This is a genomic window from Pseudomonas sp. NMI760_13 (assembly GCF_021283245.1).
GTDB lineage: Bacteria > Pseudomonadota > Gammaproteobacteria > Pseudomonadales > Pseudomonadaceae > Aquipseudomonas > Aquipseudomonas peradeniyensis.
In genome coordinates this window covers 155,406-176,913 of record NZ_JAJSRC010000008.1, presented here as the reverse complement: position 1 = coordinate 176,913, position 21,508 = coordinate 155,406, and the positions used below count along the sequence as shown (strand labels likewise).

The window sequence follows — 21,508 nt, the reverse complement described above, 5'->3', positions numbered from 1 at the left end:
GTAGGAAAGCTGTCTGGCTGGACAGGAAAGCCGTCACAGCCAGATAGATAGCAGGCTAAGAGATATCAATCTTCGATGAGTTCGCGCAGCTCGCGCATCATTTCGGTGCTGTCACCCACGTTCAGCTCCACCAGACGGTGCAGATGGGTCATCGAATCGATATCGATGTGCAGGCAGATGAATCCCAGACGGCTCGGCTCCTCGTGGCGCAGTTCGACCTGCATCAGCACCTGGGTCTTCTTGTCGTTGAGGTGGATGATCGCTTCGAAGTCCTGGGTGAGGTCGGCATTCCAGGGATCGGGGCGCTCGATCAGCAATCCCTTGAGCGACAGGTCGAGCAGTTTCACCGGCCAGCGCCGCTCGCCCTGGCGCAGTTCAGTGGGGGCATCGAAGGCGATGCGTTGAAAGCGGCGGCGTTCGTCGTGGTCGCTCATGGGAAAAGCCCTCGGGGGTTCAACCTGACTATAGTGGGTTATGTTGCCGTATCAGGTACCGCAATCTGGCCGCAGAGGCTCTAGACCAAAGCAAGTGTGGCAATGCGCGATGACTCGCCCTAGACTCGATGGGCGGTCTTTCCAATCCACCAGCTGGAAGTAAACCATGAACAACAATAATAGCCTGCTACGCCACATTCCGTGGCTGGCGCTGGCAGTCATAGGGGCCTGCGCGCTGGGTGTGGTTGCCCTGCGTCGCGGTGAGGCGATCAATGCCTTGTGGATCGTGGTCGCGGCAGTGGCCCTCTACCTGGTCGCCTACCGTTACTACAGCCTGTTCATCGCCACCAAGGTGATGCAGCTCGACCCCCGCCGGGCCACGCCCGCGGTACTCAACAACGATGGCCTGGACTACGTCCCGACCAACAAGCACATTCTCTTCGGCCACCACTTCGCCGCCATTGCCGGCGCCGGCCCGCTCGTGGGCCCGGTGCTCGCCGCGCAGATGGGCTACCTGCCCGGCACGCTGTGGCTGATCGCCGGCGTGGTGCTGGCCGGCGCGGTGCAGGACTTCATGGTCCTGTTCCTCTCCACCCGCCGCAACGGCCGCTCGCTGGGCGACATGGTGCGCGAGGAAATGGGCCGCATCCCCGGCACCATCGCCCTGTTCGGCTGCTTCCTGATCATGATCATCATCCTCGCGGTGCTGGCGCTGATCGTGGTCAAGGCCCTGGCCGAGAGCCCGTGGGGCATGTTCACTGTGATGGCGACCATCCCGATCGCGATGTTCATGGGCATCTACATGCGCTACATCCGCCCGGGCCGCATCGGCGAGATCTCGGTCATCGGCGTGGTCCTGCTGCTGCTGTCGATCTGGCTGGGGGGCCAGATCGCCGCGGATCCGGTGTGGGGCCCGGCGTTCACCTTCACCGGCGTGCAGATCACCTGGATGCTGGTCGGCTACGGCTTCGTCGCCGCCGTGCTGCCGGTGTGGCTGGTGCTGGCGCCGCGTGACTACCTGTCGACCTTCCTCAAGATCGGCACCATCGTCGGCCTGGCCATCGGCATCCTGATCATCGCGCCCGAACTGAAGATGCCGGCGCTGACCCAGTTCACCGACGGCACGGGCCCGGTGTGGAAGGGCACCCTGTTCCCGTTCCTGTTCATCACCATCGCCTGCGGCGCGGTGTCCGGCTTCCACGCGCTGATCTCCTCGGGGACCACGCCCAAGCTGCTGGACAACGAAACCAACGCCCGCTACATCGGCTACGGCGGCATGCTCATGGAGTCGTTCGTCGCCATCATGGCCATGGTCGCCGCCTCGGTGATCGAGCCGGGCGTGTACTTCGCCATGAACAGCCCGGCCGCAGTGGTCGGTGCCGACGTCGTCTCGGTGGCGCAGACCGTGAGCAGCTGGGGCTTCATGATCACCCCCGAGCAGCTCGAGGCCACCGCCCGCGACATCGGCGAGCACACCATCCTGGCCCGTGCCGGCGGTGCGCCAACCCTGGCGGTCGGTATCGCGCAGATCCTCCACCAGGTGCTGCCGGGTGAGAACACCATGGCGTTCTGGTACCACTTCGCCATTCTGTTCGAAGCACTGTTCATCCTCACCGCGGTGGACGCCGGTACCCGTGCCGGACGCTTCATGTTGCAGGACCTGCTGGGCAGCTTCGTGCCGGCGCTGAAACGCACCGAGTCGTGGACCGCCAACCTGATCGGCACCGCCGGTTGCGTGGCGCTGTGGGGCTACCTGCTGTACCAGGGCGTGATCGATCCGCTGGGTGGCATCAACACCCTGTGGCCGCTGTTCGGCATCTCCAACCAGATGCTCGCCGGCATCGCCCTGATGCTGGGCACCGTGGTGCTGATCAAGATGAAGCGCCAGCGCTACGTTTGGGTCACCCTGCTGCCGGCCGTGTGGCTGCTGATCTGCACCACCACCGCGGGTCTTATCAAGCTGTTCGACCCGAACCCGGCGGTCGGCTTCCTGGCCCTGGCCAAGAAGTACAGCACCGCGCTGGACGCCGGCCAGGTGCTGGCCCCGGCCAAGGACATCGGCCAGATGCAGCACGTGATCTTCAACGCCTACACCAACGCCGGCCTGACCGTGCTGTTCCTGGTGGTGGTATTCAGCGTGCTGTTCTTTGCCGTCAAGGTCGGCCTCGCCGCCCTGGGTCGCAAGGAGCGCAGCGACAAGGAAACCCCGTTCCAGGCCCTGCCTGACGCTTGAGAGGACCGCCGCGATGTTCAACGACCTGGGTCGACTGGGTAAGTACCTGGGGCAGGCCGCCCGCCTGATGGTCGGCATGCCCGACTACGACAACTATGTCGAGCACATGCAGAAGAAGCACCCGGACAAGCCGGTAATGAGCTACGAGGCGTTCTTCCGCGAGCGCCAGGAAGCGCGCTATGGTGGCAAGTCCGGGCCCAAGTGCTGTTGAACCTGATGCCGGCGCGGTCCTTGTAGGAGCGGCCTTGTGCCGCGAAAGGGCCGCGCAGCGGCCCCGGCAATATCTGCTGCGAACCTGAAAATCTGGGGCCGCTTTGCGGCCCTGTCGCGACACAAGGCCGCTCCTGCAAGGGATCGCGGCCTTTCTTTTTTTTCCGCACAGGAGATTTCCGCGTGCAAACGCCGATTCCCGTTACCGTGCTGACCGGCTTCCTTGGCGCCGGCAAGACCACATTGCTCAAGCACATGCTCAAGGCCGAGCATGGCCTGAAGCTCGCCGTGATCGAGAACGAATTCAGCGAGGCCGGCATCGACAGCCAGCTGCTGGGCGATGAACCGGTGCAGGTCATGACCCTGGCCAACGGCTGCGTGTGCTGCAGCATCCATGGCGACCTGACCCGGGCCCTGTACCTGCTGCTCGAACGGCTGGATGCCGGTGAAATCGCCTTCGATCGCCTGGTCATCGAATGCACCGGCCTTGCCGACCCGGCACCGGTGGCGCAGACCTTCTTCATCGATGAAGAGCTGCGCGAGCGCTATATCCTCGACGGCATCATCACCCTGGTCGACACTGCCCACGCCGAGCTGCACCTGACCCAGGCCATCGCCCAGGCCCAGGTCGGCTTCGCTGACCGCCTGCTGCTCAGCAAGACCGACCTGGTCGAGCCGCAGGTGGTCGAAGCCCTGCGCGAGCGCCTGGCGCGCATCAATGGCCGGGCGGCGATCCGTGTGGTCGAGCACGGCCGCATCGACCTGGCCGAGCTACTCGATGTGCGCGGCTTCAACCTCAACCCGGACCTGGGCATCAGCCCAAAGCCCACCTTGCGCCCGGTGCTCAAGCCGGCCACGCCTGACCGTATCTCGACGCTGGTGCTGCGCACTGAAACGCCGTTGGACATCGATCGGCTCAGCGACTTCATGAACGAGCTGCTGGAAGAGCACGGCAAGCAATTGCTGCGCTACAAGGGGGTACTGAACATTGCCGGCGAGGACCGCCGCCTGGTGTTCCAGGGGGTGTTGAAGCTGTACGGGTTCGACTGGGACGCCGAGTGGAAGGAAGGCGAGAAGCGGGAAAGCGTGATGGTGTTCATCGCCGATGAGTTGCCGGAGGAGAATATTCGGGCAGGGTTTGAGGCGTTGTATCACGCATGAGTGGGACGTAGCTGACTGGTTGATGCCGCCGAATGGCGGCATTTTTTTGCCTCGTTCAATTCGTTGGCCATACGCTATGGCCCCCTTGAAAGAGGTACCTTTTTTGGTACACTTGGTCGAGTCACATCCACAGCTTCGGGTGTTTTTCTTTCGCAGTGACCTCGGTAATGAGCCAGTGCGGGAGTGGTTGAAAGCGTTGCCGCGCAACCAGCACAGGTTGATCGGAAACAAGATCAAGTCTGTTCAATTCGGTTGGCCGCTTGGCATGCCTCTGGTTCGGAAGATGGAAAGCGGACTCTGGGAGATCCGTATCGACCTGGGGGATAGCGTGGGACGGGTGATGTTCACGATCACCGATGGGGTGATGGTCTTGCTCCATGGATTCATCAAGAAAAGTCAAAAGACGCCCTCGATCGACCTCGCATTGGCCAGGCAGCGCAGGGCAAGCTTGCGGAGGCAAACGATATGAACCCGCACATCGGTTCGGATTTCGATGATTTTCTTGCCGAAGAAGGCATTCTGGAGGAGGTCACGGCCACAGCGCTCAAACGGGTGATTGCCTGGCAGCTGACTGAGGCGATGAAGCAGCAGAAGGTCAGCAAGAAGGCGCTTGCCGAGCGCATGCACACCAGCCGTACGGCGGTCGATCGAGCGCTTGATCAGACGGATGCCGGCATGACGCTGGCAACGCTGGCCAGTGCGGCGAGGGCGTTGGGGCAGCGCGTGGAAATACGTCTCGTGCCGGATGTCGCAACAACTCGCTGAGAAGAAGCACAAAAAAGCCCGGCACATGGCCGGGCTTTTTCACATCAGGCGTCTGCCAATCAGTTGCCGTACACCGGCAGCTTCTTGCAGATGGCCTTGACCTTCTCACGCACGGCGTCGATCACCGCTTCGTTGTTCAGGTCGGCCAGGATGTCGCAGATCCAGCCAGCCAGTTCGCGGCACTCGGCTTCCTTGAAGCCACGGGTGGTGACGGCTGGGGTGCCGAAACGAAGGCCCGAGGTGACGAAAGGCGAACGTGGGTCGTTCGGGACCGAGTTCTTGTTGACGGTGATGAAAGCCTTGCCCAGGGCGGCGTCGGCGTCCTTACCGGAGATTTCCTGCTTGATCAGCGACAGCAGGAACAGGTGGTTCTGGGTGCCGCCGGAAACGACGTCGAAACCACGCTCGATGAACACGCTGGCCATGGCCTGGGCGTTTTTCACGACTTGCTGCTGGTAGGCCTTGAACTCAGGCTGCAGCGCTTCCTTGAAGCAGATCGCCTTGGCGGCAATGACGTGCTCCAGCGGGCCGCCCTGGGCGCCCGGGAAGACCGCGGAATTCAGCTTCTTCTCGATGTCGGCGTTGGCACGGGCCAGGATCAGGCCGCCACGCGGACCGCGCAGGGTCTTGTGGGTGGTGGTGGTGACCACGTCGGCGAACGGAACTGGGTTCGGGTACACGCCAGCGGCGACCAGGCCAGCCACGTGGGCCATGTCGACGAACAGGTAGGCACCGACCTTGTCGGCGATTTCGCGGAAGCGTGGGAAGTCCAGGACTTGCGAGTAGGCGGAGAAGCCAGCGACGATCATCTTCGGCTTGTGCTCCAGGGCCAGTGCTTCGACTTCGTCGTAGTTGATCAGGCCGTTGGCGTCGATGCCGTACTGGATGGCGTTGTACAGCTTGCCCGAGGAGGAAACGCTGGCGCCGTGGGTCAGGTGACCGCCGTGGGCCAGGCTCATGCCGAGGATGGTATCACCGGCCGACAGCAGGGCCAGGTAGACAGCGGCGTTGGCCTGGGAACCGGCGTGCGGCTGGACGTTGGCGTAGTCGGCGCCGAACAGTTCCTTGGCGCGGTCGATGGCCAGTTGCTCGACGACGTCGACGTACTCGCAACCACCGTAGTAACGCTTGCCTGGGTAGCCTTCGGCGTACTTGTTGGTCAGAACCGAACCCTGGGCCTCCATGACCGCCGGGCTGGTGTAGTTTTCCGAAGCGATCAGCTCGATATGCTCTTCCTGGCGCAGGGCTTCTTGCTGCATGGCTTCGAAGAGCTCGGCGTCGTACTTGGCAATGGTCAAATCACGGCTGAACATGGCGGTCCTCAAGGATCGGGCAGAATTGGGGGTGCATTCTAACCGATTGATTCGCCGCTGGCATATGAAGTGGCATCAAGTCGCGGACCAATGGCCCTCATGTTGCAACCCGCGCCGTTTCTGGGCTGGAGTTGACTTTTGGGTCCGCTTTTCCGGCGCTACGCCGTGCCCTTGTAGGAGCGGCCTTGTGCCGCGAAAGGGCTGCGTAGCAGCCCCAGGATTTCAGCGTTGATGCAAGGTTGGCGGGGACCGCCTTGCGGTCCTTTCGCGGCACAAGGCCGCTCCTACAGGGCCGTGTGGTTTTGCGATTACTGGAACATGAACAACGTCTCGTTGCTGAACTGCGCCTCGAACTGGTTGGCCGGCATCGGCCGGCCGAACAGGTAGCCCTGCACCTCGTCGCAGCCGTGCTCGCGCAGGAACTCCAGCTGCTCGTGGGTTTCCACGCCCTCGGCGATCACCGCCAGGTTGAGGCTGTGGGCCATGGCGATGATTGCCCGGGCGATCTGCGCGTCCTGCTCGCCCTCGGGCAGGCCGTCGACGAAGGTGCGGTCGATCTTGAGCACGTCGATGGGGAACTGCTTGAGGTAGTTGAGCGACGAGTAGCCGGTGCCGAAGTCATCGACCGCGATGCTCAGGCCGAGGTTCTTCAGGCTGTCGAGGATCTGCATGGCCTCGTTGACCTCGCGCATCAGGATGCTCTCGGTCAGCTCCAGCTCCAGGCAGGCCGGGGGCAGCCCGGTTTCCTCGAGGATGGTGGCGATGCGCGTGCCCAGCTGGCCGTCGGAGAACTGCCGGGCGGAAATGTTCACCGACACCTTCGGCACCCGCACCTTCTCCTTGTGCCAGGCCTTGAGCTGGCGGCACGCCTCGCGCAGCACCCAGTCGCCGACGTCGACCACCAGGCCCAGCTCTTCGATCACCGGGATGAAGTCGCCCGGCGGCACCAGGCCGCGGGTTGGGTGGCGCCAGCGCAGCAGCGCCTCGGCGCCGGTCAGGCGCTTGCCGTCGCCGCTGAACTGCGGCTGGTAGTAGAGGATGAACTCGTTCTGCTCCAGGGCATGGCGCAGGTCGCTTTCCAACTCCAGGCGCTCAAGGGCGCTGGCGTTCATGTCCGTCTGGTAGAACTGGAAGTTGTTCTTGCCGCGTTCCTTGGCGTGGTACATCGCCGTGTCGGCGTTCTTCATCAGCTGGCTGAGCTCGCTGCCGTCCTGCGGGCTCAGGGCGATGCCGATACTGGCGGTGACGAAGAACTCGCGGTTTTCCAGGACGAACGGCGTGACCAGCCCCTCGAGGATGTTCTCGGCGACATGGATGGCCCGGTTGAGCGCCTGCTCGCGGCTGGCCTTGGGCTGCAGCAGCAGGGTGAACTCGTCGCCGCCCATGCGCGCCACGGTGTCGTCGTCGTCGACGCAGGCCAGCAGGCGCTCGGCCATGTCCTTGAGCATGCGGTCGCCCGCGGCATGGCCGAGGGAGTCGTTGATCGGCTTGAATCGGTCGAGGTCGAGGAACATCAGCACCACCCAGGCCTTCTGCCGTTCGGCCTGTTGCAGGGCGGTGTACAGGCGGTCCTGGAACAGTGTGCGGTTGGGCAGGTGGGTCAGGGCATCGTAGTAGGCCAGGCGATGGATGCGCTGTTCACTGGCCTTGCGCTCGCTGATATCGGTGAAGAAGCACACGTAGCTGGCCAGGTCGCCCTCGTCGTCGAGCACTGCGGTGATGCCCACCCACGCCGGGTAGTGCTCACCGTTGCGGCGCTTGAGCCAGACCTCGCCTTCCCAGGTGCCGCGCTGGCTCAGTTGCTTGAGCACGTAGCCCAGCTGGGCGCTCTGCTGCTGTTCGACGGTGAGCATGCCGGGCAGCTGGTCGAGTACCTCGGCCACGGCATAGCCGCTGACCCGGCTGAAGGCCTCGTTGGCCTGGACGATATAGCCGGCCGGGTCGGTGATGAGGATCGCCGAGGTGGAGTGTTCGAACACTGTCGCGGCCATGCGCAGGTCTTTCTCGGCCCGGCGCTGCTGGCTGATATCGCGGCCCACGCCAAGCACGCCCTCGAAACGCTCGTGTTCGTCCCACACCAGCACCAGGCGCAATTCGATGGGGATCTTGCGGCCATCGGCGCGCAGGCAGTCGAACAGGAACAGCTGGGTGGGCAGGGTGCTGCGCAACTGGGCCAGTTGCTCACTGTCGCCCAGCACCTTGCTGACCCGCTCCAGCAGGTTGTAGACGCCGCTGAGCTGGGCGGGGTTGGCGACGATCGACTGCCAGCCGTTGGCGAAGATCCAGTCGGCCTGATAGCCCAGCACCGCCTGCACCGAGGGGCTGACGTAGTTCAGCTGCAGCTGGCTGTCGGTGGAGAAGATCACGTCGCTGATGCTCTCGGCGAGCATGCGGTAGCGCTGTTCGCTGTCGCGCAGGGACTCGCTGGCCTCGATCTGCACGGTGACATCCTTGCCCACGCCGATGATGCGGGTGACCAGGCCCTCGCTGTCGCGGGTCAGCACTTGTTCGCGGATGTCGTAGCAGCGCCAGCCGCCGTCACGGTGGCGGAAGCGCAGCTGGCAGTGCAGCGACTCGCCGTAGCTGGTATCGCGCTGCTGCTGGCGCAGGGCGCGGTAGTGCTCGGCGTCGCCGGGGTGCAGGAGCATCTCCCAGAAACGGTCGCCCATCTGTGCCAGCTCCACGCGGTCGTAGCCCAGGGTCTGGCCGAGGTGGCGGTTGCTGAAGATCATCCGCTGGCTGTTGACGTCCTGCACGTAGAGCTGGTCGGGCACGGTGCGCACCACATCCGACCAGAAGCCTTCGCGCTCCAGCAGCGACAGCTCCACCTGCTTGCGGCTGGTGATGTCGCTGATGCTCAGGATCACCGCCTGGTAGTCGCGACGCTGCTGGGGCAGGCGGGCCATCAGCCACAGGTGCAGCTCGCCGCCCAGCGGGGCGGGCAGGCGCACTTCCAGCTCAAGCTGCTGGCGCTCTTCGATCAGCGCGTCGAGCAACTGCATGCCGACACTGTCGCGGCTGTCGCCGCTGCCTTCGATCAGGCGCTGCCAGGCGCCTTCGTGGCAGTCGACGTTGAGCAACTGGCGCGCCACCTGGTTGATCTCGGTGATCTTCAGTTCCGCCAGCAGTGTGCGTCGCAGCCTGGTGTCCAGCGCCAGGCTCTGCTTGAGCGCGGCGCGGTTGCGCAGGTGATAGCGGTCGAGCTGGCCGGGCAGGCTGGAGAGGTCGAGCACGCACAGGGCCACGCCGGTGCCCTCGAAGATTTCCTGGTAGCGTCGGCGATCTTCCTGCAGGGCGCGCTGGCGCCGGCGCATGTTGATCAGCGCCAGCACCGGCAGCAGGGCGCAGAACAGCACCAGCACGCACTTGCCGATCAGCGCCGGCAGCAGTTTGTCGCGGGCAAGGCCGGCGTCGAACAGGCCGCGCAGTTGCCAGGTGCTGTTGTCGATGAACGCAAGCATCACGCTCTGCAGCGGTTCATCGCTGGTCTGGCGGTGGCCGTGGTGCTCGATGACCTCGCCGCTGCGGCTGTTTTCCAGCAGCCACAGGGGGTGGGTGGGGCCGTCCAGGTGACGGGTCAGCTCTGAGTAGTAGTCCGGGCTCAGGCGCAGCAGCCAGTAGCCGCGGTCCTGTTCGGTCGGCTGGCGCAGCAGCAGGTACACCTGTTTATTGTCGGGGCCGTTGCCATAGAAGAAGGCGCGGCCCTGATTCAGTTGCAGGAGGTCGTCAATCAGCTGACGGTCCGGGGTACCGTCGAGGCTGTCGCTGCGCACCTGCCCGGCGGCGTCCAGCCAGGCCAGGTCGCGCAGGGCCGGCAGGCGCGCCTGCAAGGTAGTGAGCAGGCTCGGCAGGGCGGCGGGCGCCGGTGGTTTGACGTAAGGCTGGACCAGGTTCAGCGATTGCTGGGCCTTGAGCGCCATGTTCAGGCTCAGGTGGTCGGCCAGTTCGGCGCTGGTCGCCAGGCTGTGCTGGCGCAGGTCGGCCTGGGTATGGCGGAATTGGGCGAACAGTTGCCACAGCAGCAAGCCCAGCAAAACCAGGGCGAGCAGGGCCAGCGCCCCCTTGAGCGAGCCACGCAGGTGTGCGCCGGCCGAGGTGTCGGCAGGCCGCAGGGATGACGGTTGCGTGAGATTGGTCAAGCGTTGGGTCCTGCGATTGGGCTGGCGATGGCAGGGGTTGGGTTCTCGCAGCATGCACGGCGCGTGCCGTGGTCGCTGCGCACTATAAGACGCAGGCGAGAAGCCGACTAGCATGCCTTCAAATATGGCAAAGTGCCAGTCCGTGTGTCCGCGGTCTGGTCAGCAGCCGGTCATGTCGGTTCGGCAAGCCCCTGCAACCTGTGCGAGAATGCCGCCCGCTTCATAGTCAACGCAACGGAGATGTACGGTTTTGGTTACCCACTATTCCTCCAACGGCCTCGATTCCGCCTGTGGGCGTAGCAGTCAGACCCTGGTCAGCACGGCCGTGGCCGAGGACGTATCCTGCAAGACCTGCCAGCGTTCGCTGGCCAAGCCGGACACGGCTGCCGTCAGTGCCAACAAGACGCCGTCGCTGGCCGAACTGCGCAAACAGGCCAAGCCTGCGGTCGAGCCCGTCGCCCCGGCGCCTGCCAAGCCTGTTGCCGCGCCCGCCAAGGTCGCGAGCAAGCCCGCCGCCGCCAAGGCTGCTGAAAAACCTGCTCGCAGCGGTGGCTTCAGCGTCAAGGCCGCCTGGGCCGCGCGTCTGTCCGAACAGTCGGACCGTTGCCGTTTGCCGCGTGGCAAGGTAAAGCAAGCTCACGTCTGAGCCTGCTCACCCTATCGCGGGTCAAGCCCGCTCCCACGAAACAATGCCGTGGCGTGGGAGCGGGCTTGACCCGCGATAGCCGCCGAGCGGCCCCGCCATCTACCCCATCTGTGCAACGCCGCGACTTGGCGTAGAATGGCCCACTTTGTTCAACGACACCCCGTAACTACATCCCCCTGGCCCATGCCGGGGCGCGTGTCTTTACCTATCTGATAGAGGGCTTGGTTTTGGCTCAATACGTCTACACCATGCATCGGCTGAGCAAGGTCGTGCCGCCGAAGCGGGAAATTCTCAAGAATATTTCCCTGTCGTTCTTCCCGGGCGCCAAGATCGGCGTGCTGGGCCTGAACGGCGCGGGTAAATCGACCCTGCTGCGGATCATGGCAGGCGTCGACAAGGAATTCGACGGCGAAGCCCGTCCGATGCCCGACATCAACGTCGGCTACCTGCCCCAGGAGCCGCAACTGGACCCGACCAAGACCGTGCGTGAAGTGGTCGAGGAAGCGGTCAGCGTGATCAAGGACGCCCAGGCTCGCCTGGACGAGGTCTACGCCGCCTACGCCGACCCGGATGCCGACTTCGACAAGCTGGCCGCCGAGCAGGCCAAGCTCGAGGCCATCCTGCAGGCCGCCGACGGCCACAACCTGGAGCGTCAGCTGGACGTCGCCGCCGACGCCCTGCGCCTGCCGGCCTGGGACGCCAGGATCGAGCACCTGTCCGGTGGCGAGAAGCGCCGCGTGGCCCTGTGCCGCCTGCTGCTGTCGGCTCCCGACATGCTGCTGCTGGACGAACCGACCAACCACCTGGACGCCGACTCGGTGGCCTGGCTTGAGCGTTTCCTCCACGACTTCCCCGGCACCGTGGTGGCGATCACCCACGACCGTTACTTCCTCGACAACGTCGCCGGCTGGATCCTCGAACTGGACCGCGGCGCCGGCATCCCGTACGAAGGCAACTACTCGGGCTGGCTGGAGGCCAAGTCGGATCGTCTGGCCCAGGAATCCAAGCAGCAGAGCGCCCACGAGAAGGCCATGAAAGAGGAACTGGAGTGGGTGCGCAAAGGCGCGAAAGCCCGCCAGTCCAAGTCCAAGGCCCGTCTGCAGCGCTTCGAAGAGATGCAGTCGCAGGAATTCCAGAAGCGCAGCGAGACCAACGAGATCTATATCCCGGCCGGTCCGCGCCTGGGCGACAAGGTCATCGAGTTCAAGAACGTCACCAAGGGCTACGGCGATCGCGTGCTGATCGACAACCTGTCGTTCGCCATGCCCAAGGGCGCCATCGTTGGCGTGATCGGCGGCAACGGTGCCGGTAAGTCGACCCTGTTCCGCATGCTGATGGGCAAGGAGCAACCGGACTCGGGCAGCATCGAGATCGGCGAAACCGTGCAGCTGGCCTGCGTCGACCAGAGCCGCGAGGACCTGGACGGCAGCAAGACCGTGTTCCAGCAGATCTCCGACGGTTCCGACCAGATTCGCATCGGCAGCTACGAGATCCCGTCGCGCACCTACGTCGGCCGCTTCAACTTCAAGGGCGGCGACCAGCAGAAGTTCGTCAAGGACCTCTCCGGTGGTGAGCGTGGCCGCCTGCACCTGGCCCTGACCCTGAAGGAGGGCGGCAACGTCCTGCTGCTCGACGAACCGTCCAACGACCTCGACGTCGAAACCCTGCGTTCCCTGGAGGAAGCCCTGCTGGACTTCCCGGGCGCCGCCATCGTGATTTCCCACGACCGTTGGTTCCTGGACCGTGTGGCCACTCACATCCTGGCGTACGAGGACGACTCGAGCGTGGTGTTCTTCGAGGGCAACTACACCGAGTACGAAGCCGACCGCAAGAAGCGCCTGGGCGACGCCGCTGCCCAGCCGCACCGTGTGCGTCACAAGAAACTGGCCCAGTAAGGCGGTTTCGGTTGCACAAGAATGGGGCCCTTCGGGGCCCCATTTTTGTGCCTGGAATATGCTGTTTGTTTTGTTTGCGTGGGAGCGGGCTTGCCCCGCGATGGCTCGCGCTCAGGCAATCGCGGGGCAAGCCCGCTCTCACGATTCAGTCATTGATTCTGTATACACTTATAGAAATTGCACCAAATAATTTCATAAAAACGACATCTCGCCCTGTTCCAGTGCGATTGGTTCTTGGTACATTCGGGAAAAAACCAAAAACAATCCCTCTTGGTGAGATGTCTACCATGATCGAATCTGTCGACGATTTCCTGGCCCGCCTGCAACAGCGCGACCCGGCCCAGCCCGAGTTCCACCAGGCCGTGGAGGAGGTGCTGCGCAGCCTGTGGCCTTTCCTCGAAGCCAATCCTCACTACCTGCAGGCGGGCATCCTCGAGCGCATGGTCGAGCCCGAGCGCGCCGTGCTGTTTCGTGTGTCGTGGGTCGATGATCAGGGCAAGGTCCAGGTCAACCGCGGCTACCGCATCCAGATGAGCAGCGCCATCGGCCCGTACAAGGGCGGCCTGCGTTTCCACCCGTCGGTGAACCTGGGCGTGCTCAAGTTCCTGGCCTTCGAGCAGGTGTTCAAGAATTCGCTGACCTCGCTGCCCATGGGCGGCGGCAAGGGCGGTTCGGACTTCGATCCGAAGGGCAAGAGCGACGCCGAAGTGATGCGCTTCTGCCAGGCATTCATGAGCGAGCTGTACCGTCACATCGGCGCCGACCTTGACGTGCCGGCCGGTGACATCGGCGTCGGCGCCCGCGAGATCGGCTTCCTGTTCGGTCAGTACAAGCGCCTGGCCAACCAGTTCACCTCGGTGCTGACCGGCAAGGGCATGACCTACGGCGGCAGCCTGATCCGTCCGGAGGCCACCGGCTACGGCTGCGTGTATTTCGCCGAAGAGATGCTCAAGCGCCAGGACAAGCGCATCGACGGTCGCCGCGTGGCGATCTCTGGCTCCGGCAACGTTGCCCAGTACGCCGCGCGCAAGGTCATGGACCTGGGCGGCAAGGTCATCTCGCTGTCCGACTCCGAAGGCACCCTGTTCTGTGAAGCCGGGCTGAGCGACGCGCAATGGGATGCGCTGATGGAACTGAAGAACGTCAAGCGTGGCCGCCTCAGCGAGCTGGCCGGGCCGTTCGGCCTGGAGTTCCGCAAGGGGCAGACGCCGTGGAGCCTGCCGTGCGACATCGCCCTGCCGTGCGCCACCCAGAACGAGCTGAACGCCGAGGACGCCCGTACCCTGCTGCGCAACGGCTGCATCTGCGTGGCCGAGGGCGCCAACATGCCGACTACCCTGGAGGCTGTGGATATCTTCATCGAGGCCGGCATCCTCTATGCGCCGGGCAAGGCTTCCAACGCCGGTGGCGTGGCCGTGTCGGGCCTTGAGATGTCGCAGAACGCCATGCGCCTGCTGTGGACTGCAGGCGAGGTGGACAGCAAGCTGCACCACATCATGCAGTCGATCCACCATGCGTGCGTGCATTATGGGGAAGAGGCTGATGGCCGCATCAACTATGTGAAAGGCGCCAACATCGCGGGCTTTGTGAAAGTCGCCGATGCCATGCTGGCCCAGGGCGTGGTCTGATCTCGGATCGCAGGGGCCGCTCTGCGGCCCTTTCGCGGCACAAGGCCGCTCCTACAGGTACAGCGCATGGTCCAATCTTTGCGCAATACCTGTAGGAGCGGCCTTGTGCCGCGAAAGGGCTGCAAAGCAGCCCCTCAACCCTCAACCTCGATCCCGGCAATCTCGATCATCTGATCCCCCGCCGGCCTTCGCCACAACACCTCATCCCCAGGCCCCGCCCCCAGCAACGCCCGCCCCAGCGGTGAGCCCCAGTTGATCAGCCCATGCTGCGCATCTGCCTGGTCCTCGCCCACCAGTTGCACCTGATGCTCCTGGCCATTCTCATCGACAAAGCGCACCCGGCTGCCAATCTGTACCTTCTGCGTGGACGTGGCAGTAGGCACCACCTGCGCACTTTGTACGCGGGCGTTGAAGTAGCGCAGGTCACGCTCGGTATCGGCCAATCGCTGTCGGTCGGCGCGCTCGCCCTGCGCTTGCAGCTCGCCGCGTAGCGCATTGAGCGCGGCCAGCCGTTGCTGCAACTGGGCAAGACCGCTGGCAGTGACATAGTTGGGCTGGTCGCTGACGCGTCGCTCCACCGGCTGGCTGGCCTGGGCGGCGGCCTGGTCCTCGTTGACGAATGCTCGGCTCATGCAAAGGCCTCCTTGTACTGGAGACCATGGTGGCAGGTTGCGGGTTGCAACGGTTGTCCGTTTGCGACGTCACTTGCGGCGATAGGCGCGGGCGGCGTCCTGGTCCTTTTCCTGCTGCCAGTCGCGGTCGCGCTCATCCCAGTAGCGTTCGCGGTATTCGCGCAGGTCTTCGTTGGACTGCATCGAGTGGCACTGGCGAAAGCCGTCGTCCCAGCCGCTTTCGTACTGGCGATTGCGCAGGTAGCGCGGGACATCCTTGCGAAAGTCGCCGGCCATCAGCCCGGCGGCCTGGCGACCGCTGCTGCAGCCGTCCTGGAAGCCGTCGGCGTAGGCGGGGGGATAGCCTTGATTGACCATCTGTTCGTGGGTGGTCTCGCACCCCGCCAGCAGTAACACGACGCACAATCCCAACCCGTACCGCAACATGGCCACCAGCCCCTCGGAGTGATAGCGCAAAGTCTAGGAGGGGAATTGTCGGCGCGATGTCAAAACGCTGTCGAAGGATTGCACCTGGACCGCTTTGCGGTCCTTTCGCGGCGCAAGGCTGCTCCTACAGTGTAGGAGCGGCCTCGTGCCGCGAAAGGGCTGCGCAGCGACCCCACGGTTTCAATACTGATACCACTTCAGTTCCAGCATCACCTCGTTCTGCGCCGTGGCCAGATGACTGAACTGCCGCGAAGCGCTCAACCTCAGCCCCAGGTCACGGCTAATCTCCCACTGCTGGTTCAGGCTAACGCTGCGCCGTACCTCGCCATTGGCAAAGTAATCCCCCTTGGCCTCCAGGGTCAGGTTGCCCAGCGGATTGCGCCACAGCAGCCCGCCATTGAACCCGGCCGCCGGCGAGATGAACTCGGCGAAATCATTGTGGTGTTCAACCCGCACTGTACCCAGGGCAAAGCCCAGCAGGTCGTCGCCCAGCTGCCAGGTGCCGCCGGCGCCGCCGTTGACATGGCTGACCAGCACCTCGTCGTCGTGCTTGCCCGGCACCCGCTCCAGGCCCCCGGCGACCTGCCACGACCAGGGCTTGAGCAACTCATTGCGCGGGGTCAGCGAGCGGATGGTGGCCAGGTCCAGGCGCTGCACCTGCCAGTCGTTGCCCTCGTACTGGCGCAGCTTGAGCTGGAGGATCTCGATCTGCGCGCCCAGCGGGAAGCCATACAGGTTGTCGTTGAGGTCGTGATAGGCCATGCGCAGGCCGTACTCGGCATAGGCGCGGTCCTCGCGGCTGCCGACCCCCAGTTGCCAGGTGCGCGACTGGTGGCCGTCCTCGGGCAGGCCTGGACGCTCGATCGCCAGCGGTGGCGGCGGGTTGCGGTTGATCGCCTTGAGCAGTTCGAAACTGCGCGCGGCCTGGGCCGGGTCGCGTTCCTGGCCGTTGGCCCGGTAGCGTTCCAGGCGGTAGGCGGCATCCTGCACCAGCGCCTGGCGCTCGCGGGGCAGGGCGGTGAAGTCAGGACTCTGCAGCTGGGCGGTGTCGGCGCTGATGGCCAAAACCTGCTGTTTCTCCTCATGGTCCAGCGGCTCGGCGCGGGCCAGCAGCTCGCGCTCGCGGGAGGGGCGGTAGCGCACGTCGGAGACCAGCCCCGACTGCTTGACCGCCTTGACCGTGTCGGTGGGAATGGCGGTCAGCGGGAACTGCGAGGTCAGGTCCAGGCTCGGGCGTGCCACCTGCAGCAGTTCCAGCAGGCGGTAGGAGCAGTTCTCGTCGAAGAAGAAGTAGTCGAACTTGATCTGCTTGAGCTCCCACACGTGCTCGACCATGCGTCCGGTCTCCTCGGGCGTCAGGTCCAACTGGTATTCCCACAGGTCGCGGTTTTCCAGGCTGCGGTACTCGGAGAGCTTCTCCTGGTAGGGCATCATCGCGAACAGGCCGGGATAGCCACCCATCAGGCCCTTCCAGGCATAGAGGATGCTGTTGTCGCTGCCTTCGATGTAGGCGCCGAAGTTGATCGCGTAACTCAGCAGCGTGGTGTCGTCGCGGCGGGTGTTGGACTGGTCGATGCGCAGCAGCGTGTGGCCGAACATCGACGACGGGCTGTTGAGGTAGGCCGCTGGGAAGATCAGCGTTGCGCTGTGCGGGTCGATGGATTTGTACCAGGTCTTGAATTCCTGGCAGTCCGGGCTCGGCAGGCCGGTGAGGTCCAGCTGCTCGCGCAGCCAGCGGGTGCGTGCGGGGAACACGCACTGGGCATGCTTGTCGCCCAGGCTGGCCGGGGCGTACAGGGCGGCGACCGTGGCCTGCAGCTCCAGGTCCGGGTGATGGGCGCCATCTTCGGCGAGGAAGAAGCGTCGATCGTCCACATAGCTGCGCCAGCCGCCGAGCTTGGCGGTCTCGTAGTGCCCGAGGGCGATCCAGTAGGGCGTGGCCGCCAACTGCTGGACGCGGGCCGGGTCGAGCTGGGGTGCGGCATGAATCGGTGCGCTGACGAGCAGCGCCAGGGAAGCGAGGCGTTTGAGCATGTCGGGCAACTACATCCTGATGATGCCGGAAGGTGAAGCGCCAAACCCGCCCCGCAACCGGGGCGGGAGGCGTGGAACTCAAGCCTCGGTGGCGTACTTGGCCAGTTGCGGGTCGCTCTTGAGCACGGCCAGGGTGTTGGAGTGGACAGTCTCGGCAGTCACGTCGGCGCTGCTGAAGATCTGCTGGAAGTGCTCATGGGTGACGGCGGCGAAGCGCGCGCGGTCTTCAGGGGCTACACCGAGGACCACGGCATAGGTGGTCAGGGCTTCGCCCTGGCCCTGGGCCATGTCTTCGGAGAGCTCGTTCATCATGCCGTTCATGGCGAACCAGGATTTGCCGCCATAGGTGAGCGCGGCCTTGGTCGAGCAGCCGTTGGTGCCCGAGGTCATGCCGAAGGTTGCGTTGCCGGAGGTGCCGTTGGTGGTGGAAGCCAGGAAGTGGGCCGGTGTGCCGCGCTGGCCCTCGAACAGCAGGTTGCCCCAGCCGCAGTTCGGGCCGCCCGGCGCTTCGGCCATGGCGTTGATCGAGACAGCGGCGAACAGAGTACCCAGAAGAATCCGTTTCATAGCGTTGTTCTCTTTCTCAAGTGACGTACCAATGGTCAGGGTTCTGGCAACGCGGTTGCCAGGGCGGGAGGATTTCCATCCCCCTGCGCAGCTTGGAGTTTAGGCACGATCCAAAGGTTGCGTTGTTTATTGCGAAAAATTGCTTGCGCGATCGGCCATGTTGGGCTGTGACATAAAGTCCCACGGAGCCTTGCCGCTGCGCGCTGGCGGCGCCAGAATGCCTTCCATCCGCCCCGCCGAAGTAAGGAAACCCAATGCCCGATTCTGTCGCCTCGCGCCTGCGTCTCGCGCCCGAAGCCCTGACCCGGCGTTTCTCCGCTGAACAGTTCGCTTTCTCCAACACCGACGACCTGGAGCCGTTTCGTGGCGTCCTGGGCCAGGAGCGTGCCGTCGAGGCCCTGCAGTTCGGCGTGGCCATGCCGCGCCCCGGTTACAACGTGTATGTGATGGGCGAGCCCGGCACGGGCCGCTTCTCGTTCGTCAAGCGTTACCTCAAGGCCGAAGGCAAGCGCCAGCACACCCCGGCCGACTGGCTGTACGTCAACAACTTCGAGGACTCCCGCGAGCCCCGCGCCCTCGAGCTGCCGTCCGGCAGCGCCCATGAGTTCATCAGCGACATGAACGGGCTGATCGACAACCTGCTGGCCACCTTCCCGGCGGTGTTCGAGCACCCGTCCTACCAGCAGAAGAAGAGCGCCATCGACCGCGCCTTCAACCAGCGTTACGACCGGGCGCTGGACGTGATCGAACGGGCCTCGCTGGAAAAGGACGTGGCCCTGTACCGCGACAGCAGCAATGTCGCCTTCACCCCCATGGCCGATGGCAAGGCGCTGGATGAAGCCGAATTCGCCCAACTGCCGGAGGCGTTGCGCGAGCGCTTCCACGAGGACATCGCCGAGCTGGAGGAACGCCTGAACGAGGAGCTCTCCAGCCTGCCGCAGTGGAAGCGCGAATCGAACAACCAGTTGCGCCAGCTCAATGAAGAGACCATCACCCTCGCCCTGCAGCCGCTGCTGGCGCCGCTGTCGGAGAAGTACGCGGAAAACGCCGCAGTGTGCGCCTACCTGCAATCGGTGCAGCTGAACCTGCTGCGCACCGTGGTCGAGCAGTTGGTCGATGACAGCAAGACCGACGCCGTGGCGCGCAAGATGCTCGAGGAGCAGTACGCGCCCAACCTGGTGGTCGGCCATCCCGGCAAGGGCGGGGCGCCGGTGGTGTTCGAGCCGCACCCGACCTACGACAACCTGTTCGGCCGCATTGAATACAGCACCGACCAGGGCGCGCTATACACCTCCTACCGCCAGTTGCGCGCGGGGGCGTTGCACCGCGCCAACGGCGGCTTCCTGATCCTGGAAGCGGAGAAGATGCTCGGCGAGCCGTTCGTGTGGGACGCCCTCAAGCGCGCCCTGCAATCGCGCAAGCTGAAGATGGAGTCGCCGCTGGGCGAACTGGGTCGTGTCGCCACCGTCAGCCTGACGCCGCAGATGATCCCGCTCAGCGTCAAGCTGGTGATCATCGGCTCGCGCCAGCTGTACTACGCGCTGCAGGACCACGACTCGGACTTCCAGGAGATGTTCCGGGTGCTGGTGGATTTCGACGAAGACATGCCCATGGTCGACGAGAACCTGGAGCAGTTCGCCCAGCTGTTGCGCACCCGCACCAACGAAGAGGGCATGGCGCCTTTGACCAGCGATGCGGTGGCGCGCCTGGCCACCTACAGCGCGCGCCTGGCCGAGAACCAGTCGCGGTTGTCGGCACGGATCGGCGACCTGTTCCAGCTGGTCAGCGAGGCGGACTTCATCCGCCAGCTGGCCAACGAGGCCATGACCGATGCCGGCCACATCGAGCGCGCGCTCAAGGCCAAGGCCCAGCGCACCGGGCGGGTGTCGCAGCGGGTGCTCGACGACATGCTCGCCGGGATCATCCTGATCGACACCGAAGGCGCGGCGATCGGCAAGTGCAACGGCCTGACCGTGCTCGAGGTCGGTGATTCGGCGTTCGGCATGCCGGCGCGGATTTCCGCCACCGTCTACCCCGGCGGCAGCGGCATCGTCGACATCGAGCGCGAGGTCAACCTCGGCCAGCCGATCCACTCCAAGGGGGTGATGATCCTCACCGGCTACCTGGGCAGCCGCTACGCCCAGGAGTTCCCCCTGGCGATCTCGGCGAGCATCGCCCTGGAGCAGTCCTACGGCTACGTCGATGGCGACAGCGCCTCGCTGGGCGAGGCCTGCACACTGATTTCGGCGCTGTCGCGCACGCCGCTCAAGCAGTGCTTCGCCATCACCGGCTCGATCAACCAGTTCGGCGAGGTGCAGGCGGTCGGCGGGGTCAACGAGAAGATCGAAGGCTTCTTCCGTCTCTGCGAGGCCCGTGGCCTGACCGGCGAACAGGGCGTGATCATCCCGCGGGCCAACGTCGCCACACTGATGCTCGACGAGCGGGTGGTGCAGGCGGTCGAGGCCGGGCGCTTCCATGTCTACGCCGTCAGCCAGGCCGACGAGGCGCTGAGCCTGCTGGTCGGCGAGGAAGCCGGCGCGGTCGACGACAAGGGCGAATTCGCCGAGGGCAGCGTCAACGCCCGGGTGGTCGAGCGCCTGCGGGTGATCGCCGAGATGATCAGCGAGGAGGAGATCAAGGAGGCCGAGAAGGAGCGCATGGAGGAGGTCATCGCCCAGGCCAAGCCTGCCTGAGTCAATAAACCGGCGCTGGCGGCCATGTGCTACCGTTCAGCGCCGGTTTTCCAACTTTTTCCTCAGCTCGGCTAAAGTGGAACTTAAGGACGTTGTCAGGGTTCAGGATGGAAACAGCCTGAGGGTTTCAGGCTGAACAGGGCTTTACAGAGGGGACGCCGCCATGCGCAACCTCAGCCTCACCCGCCAGTGCCTGGGCCTGGTGACCCGCATCGAATGCAGCATCCGTCCGTTGGCCGGGGACAACGGCATGTGGACCTTGCTGTTCGCCGCCGGCATGGCCGGCGAACAACCCTCGGCGATCAAGGCCCAGGGCCCGTTCCATGGGCCGATGGTGGCCGAGTCGGTGATGAACGCCATCGTCGACAGCCTCACCCTTCATGGTTATCAGGTCGCGGAAGACCCGCAGATCTGGTGCCTGCACCTGCAGGCGCAGTTGCGCCGGATCAACGGTGAGCGTTGCCGCAATCTTGGGGACTATCAGTTCCATCCGGAGACCTGAGCGTCTTTGCTGTGGAACCAGGTTCCCGTGGGAGCGGGCTTGCCCCGCGATAAAGGCCCGGCCTGGCCATTGTGACAAGATGGCTGGCGCCATCGCGGGGCAAGCCCGCTCCCACGAAGTCGCCTCCACAAAGCCCGTTCCCACGTGCGGCAACCAGCCGCAGGCTTTTGCTGTCACAGGTGGCTGGCTATACTCGCGCTCGCTTTTCCAGTCACTTCACGAGTCCCCTA

At 64.5% G+C, this 21,508-nt stretch carries 16 protein-coding genes and 1 pseudogene; 10 read left to right on the top strand and 7 right to left on the bottom strand.

Annotation, left to right across the window (positions count from 1 at the left end; genetic code table 11):
• Positions 1-65: 65 nt before the first annotated feature.
• Complete coding sequence (locus LU671_RS11485) at positions 66-434, bottom strand: PilZ domain-containing protein (protein ID WP_028691346.1); 369 nt, start codon at positions 432-434, stop codon at positions 66-68.
• Between the two features lie 166 nt (positions 435-600).
• Here LU671_RS11485 and LU671_RS11480 point away from each other — a divergent pair, with 166 nt between their 5' ends.
• The 5 genes from LU671_RS11480 to LU671_RS11460 all read left to right on the top strand — a co-directional run bounded on the left by LU671_RS11480 (position 601) and on the right by LU671_RS11460 (position 4,803).
• On the top strand, positions 601-2,667 hold the full coding sequence (locus LU671_RS11480; protein ID WP_050706910.1) for a carbon starvation CstA family protein: 2,067 nt from the start codon (positions 601-603) through the stop codon (positions 2,665-2,667).
• A gap of 13 nt (positions 2,668-2,680) precedes the next feature.
• Entirely contained in the window at positions 2,681-2,878 is a 198-nt protein-coding gene (locus LU671_RS11475; RefSeq protein ID WP_050706909.1) for a YbdD/YjiX family protein, read from the top strand.
• A gap of 182 nt (positions 2,879-3,060) precedes the next feature.
• Positions 3,061-4,038: a GTPase gene (yjiA, locus tag LU671_RS11470; protein ID WP_232855734.1), complete on the top strand. Its 978-nt coding sequence runs from the start codon at positions 3,061-3,063 to the stop codon at positions 4,036-4,038.
• A gap of 76 nt (positions 4,039-4,114) precedes the next feature.
• A complete protein-coding gene (locus LU671_RS11465; RefSeq protein WP_232855733.1) occupies positions 4,115-4,507 on the top strand; it encodes a type II toxin-antitoxin system RelE/ParE family toxin in 393 nt (130 codons plus the stop codon).
• The gene (locus tag LU671_RS11460) at positions 4,504-4,803 is read left to right on the top strand and encodes a helix-turn-helix domain-containing protein (RefSeq protein ID WP_110739110.1); all 300 of its coding nucleotides are present in this window, start codon (positions 4,504-4,506) and stop codon (positions 4,801-4,803) included. Before LU671_RS11465 ends, LU671_RS11460 begins: the two co-directional genes overlap by 4 nt.
• 59 nt (positions 4,804-4,862) lie before the next feature.
• Here LU671_RS11460 and glyA read toward each other — a convergent pair whose 3' ends face one another.
• The gene (gene glyA, locus LU671_RS11455; RefSeq protein ID WP_232855732.1) at positions 4,863-6,116 is read right to left on the bottom strand and encodes a serine hydroxymethyltransferase; all 1,254 of its coding nucleotides are present in this window, start codon (positions 6,114-6,116) and stop codon (positions 4,863-4,865) included.
• Between the two features lie 308 nt (positions 6,117-6,424).
• A pseudogene (locus LU671_RS11450) lies at positions 6,425-9,409 on the bottom strand (EAL domain-containing protein); the annotation flags it as partial.
• A 1,096-nt stretch (positions 9,410-10,505) separates the two neighbouring features.
• On the opposite strand from LU671_RS11450, the gene LU671_RS11445 reads away from it, so the two are divergent.
• The 3 genes from LU671_RS11445 to gdhA all read left to right on the top strand — a co-directional run bounded on the left by LU671_RS11445 (position 10,506) and on the right by gdhA (position 14,424).
• Positions 10,506-10,901, top strand: coding sequence for a hypothetical protein (locus LU671_RS11445; RefSeq protein WP_203650514.1), 396 nt, complete (start codon positions 10,506-10,508; stop codon positions 10,899-10,901).
• Between the two features lie 227 nt (positions 10,902-11,128).
• Positions 11,129-12,796, top strand: a complete 1,668-nt coding sequence (gene ettA, locus LU671_RS11440) for an energy-dependent translational throttle protein EttA (protein ID WP_186734197.1) — start codon at positions 11,129-11,131, stop codon at positions 12,794-12,796.
• Positions 12,797-13,083: 287 nt separating this feature from the next.
• Positions 13,084-14,424 (top strand): NADP-specific glutamate dehydrogenase, encoded by a 1,341-nt coding sequence (gene gdhA, locus LU671_RS11435; protein WP_203650517.1) that lies wholly within the window; start codon positions 13,084-13,086, stop codon positions 14,422-14,424.
• A gap of 134 nt (positions 14,425-14,558) precedes the next feature.
• On the opposite strand, the gene LU671_RS11430 is transcribed toward gdhA, so the two are convergent.
• The 4 genes from LU671_RS11430 to LU671_RS11415 all read right to left on the bottom strand — a co-directional run bounded on the left by LU671_RS11430 (position 14,559) and on the right by LU671_RS11415 (position 18,083).
• Positions 14,559-15,056, bottom strand: coding sequence for a GreA/GreB family elongation factor (locus LU671_RS11430; protein ID WP_232855730.1), 498 nt, complete (start codon positions 15,054-15,056; stop codon positions 14,559-14,561).
• A gap of 69 nt (positions 15,057-15,125) precedes the next feature.
• Positions 15,126-15,482 (bottom strand): hypothetical protein, encoded by a 357-nt coding sequence (locus LU671_RS11425; RefSeq protein WP_203652588.1) that lies wholly within the window; start codon positions 15,480-15,482, stop codon positions 15,126-15,128.
• A gap of 180 nt (positions 15,483-15,662) precedes the next feature.
• Positions 15,663-17,516, bottom strand: coding sequence for an Lnb N-terminal periplasmic domain-containing protein (locus LU671_RS11420; RefSeq protein WP_232855729.1), 1,854 nt, complete (start codon positions 17,514-17,516; stop codon positions 15,663-15,665).
• Positions 17,517-17,594: 78 nt separating this feature from the next.
• Positions 17,595-18,083, bottom strand: coding sequence for a DUF3015 domain-containing protein (locus LU671_RS11415; protein WP_028691183.1), 489 nt, complete (start codon positions 18,081-18,083; stop codon positions 17,595-17,597).
• A gap of 254 nt (positions 18,084-18,337) precedes the next feature.
• Here LU671_RS11415 and LU671_RS11410 point away from each other — a divergent pair, with 254 nt between their 5' ends.
• Together LU671_RS11410 and LU671_RS11405 are read left to right on the top strand one after the other, a co-directional pair.
• On the top strand, positions 18,338-20,776 hold the full coding sequence (locus tag LU671_RS11410) for a Lon protease family protein (protein WP_203650523.1): 2,439 nt from the start codon (positions 18,338-18,340) through the stop codon (positions 20,774-20,776).
• 163 nt (positions 20,777-20,939) lie between these two features.
• On the top strand, positions 20,940-21,278 hold the full coding sequence (locus LU671_RS11405; protein WP_023631147.1) for a PA4575 family protein: 339 nt from the start codon (positions 20,940-20,942) through the stop codon (positions 21,276-21,278).
• Positions 21,279-21,508: the final 230 nt, after the last annotated feature.

Bases quoted from the DNA above. Each gene is read 5' to 3' on its own strand.
- LU671_RS11485 (WP_028691346.1), bottom strand. From the start codon at position 434: ATGAGCGACCACGACGAACGCCGCCGCTTTCAACGCATCGCCTTCGAT.
- LU671_RS11480 (WP_050706910.1), top strand. From the start codon at position 601: ATGAACAACAATAATAGCCTGCTACGCCACATTCCGTGGCTGGCGCTG.
- LU671_RS11475 (WP_050706909.1), top strand. From the start codon at position 2,681: ATGTTCAACGACCTGGGTCGACTGGGTAAGTACCTGGGGCAGGCCGCC.
- LU671_RS11465 (WP_232855733.1), top strand. From the start codon at position 4,115: ATGGCCCCCTTGAAAGAGGTACCTTTTTTGGTACACTTGGTCGAGTCA.
- LU671_RS11460 (WP_110739110.1), top strand. From the start codon at position 4,504: ATGAACCCGCACATCGGTTCGGATTTCGATGATTTTCTTGCCGAAGAA.
- glyA (WP_232855732.1), bottom strand. From the start codon at position 6,116: ATGTTCAGCCGTGATTTGACCATTGCCAAGTACGACGCCGAGCTCTTC.
- gdhA (WP_203650517.1), top strand. From the start codon at position 13,084: ATGATCGAATCTGTCGACGATTTCCTGGCCCGCCTGCAACAGCGCGAC.
- LU671_RS11430 (WP_232855730.1), bottom strand. From the start codon at position 15,056: ATGAGCCGAGCATTCGTCAACGAGGACCAGGCCGCCGCCCAGGCCAGC.
- LU671_RS11425 (WP_203652588.1), bottom strand. From the start codon at position 15,482: ATGTTGCGGTACGGGTTGGGATTGTGCGTCGTGTTACTGCTGGCGGGG.
- LU671_RS11420 (WP_232855729.1), bottom strand. From the start codon at position 17,516: ATGCTCAAACGCCTCGCTTCCCTGGCGCTGCTCGTCAGCGCACCGATT.
- LU671_RS11415 (WP_028691183.1), bottom strand. From the start codon at position 18,083: ATGAAACGGATTCTTCTGGGTACTCTGTTCGCCGCTGTCTCGATCAAC.
- LU671_RS11410 (WP_203650523.1), top strand. From the start codon at position 18,338: ATGCCCGATTCTGTCGCCTCGCGCCTGCGTCTCGCGCCCGAAGCCCTG.
- LU671_RS11405 (WP_023631147.1), top strand. From the start codon at position 20,940: ATGCGCAACCTCAGCCTCACCCGCCAGTGCCTGGGCCTGGTGACCCGC.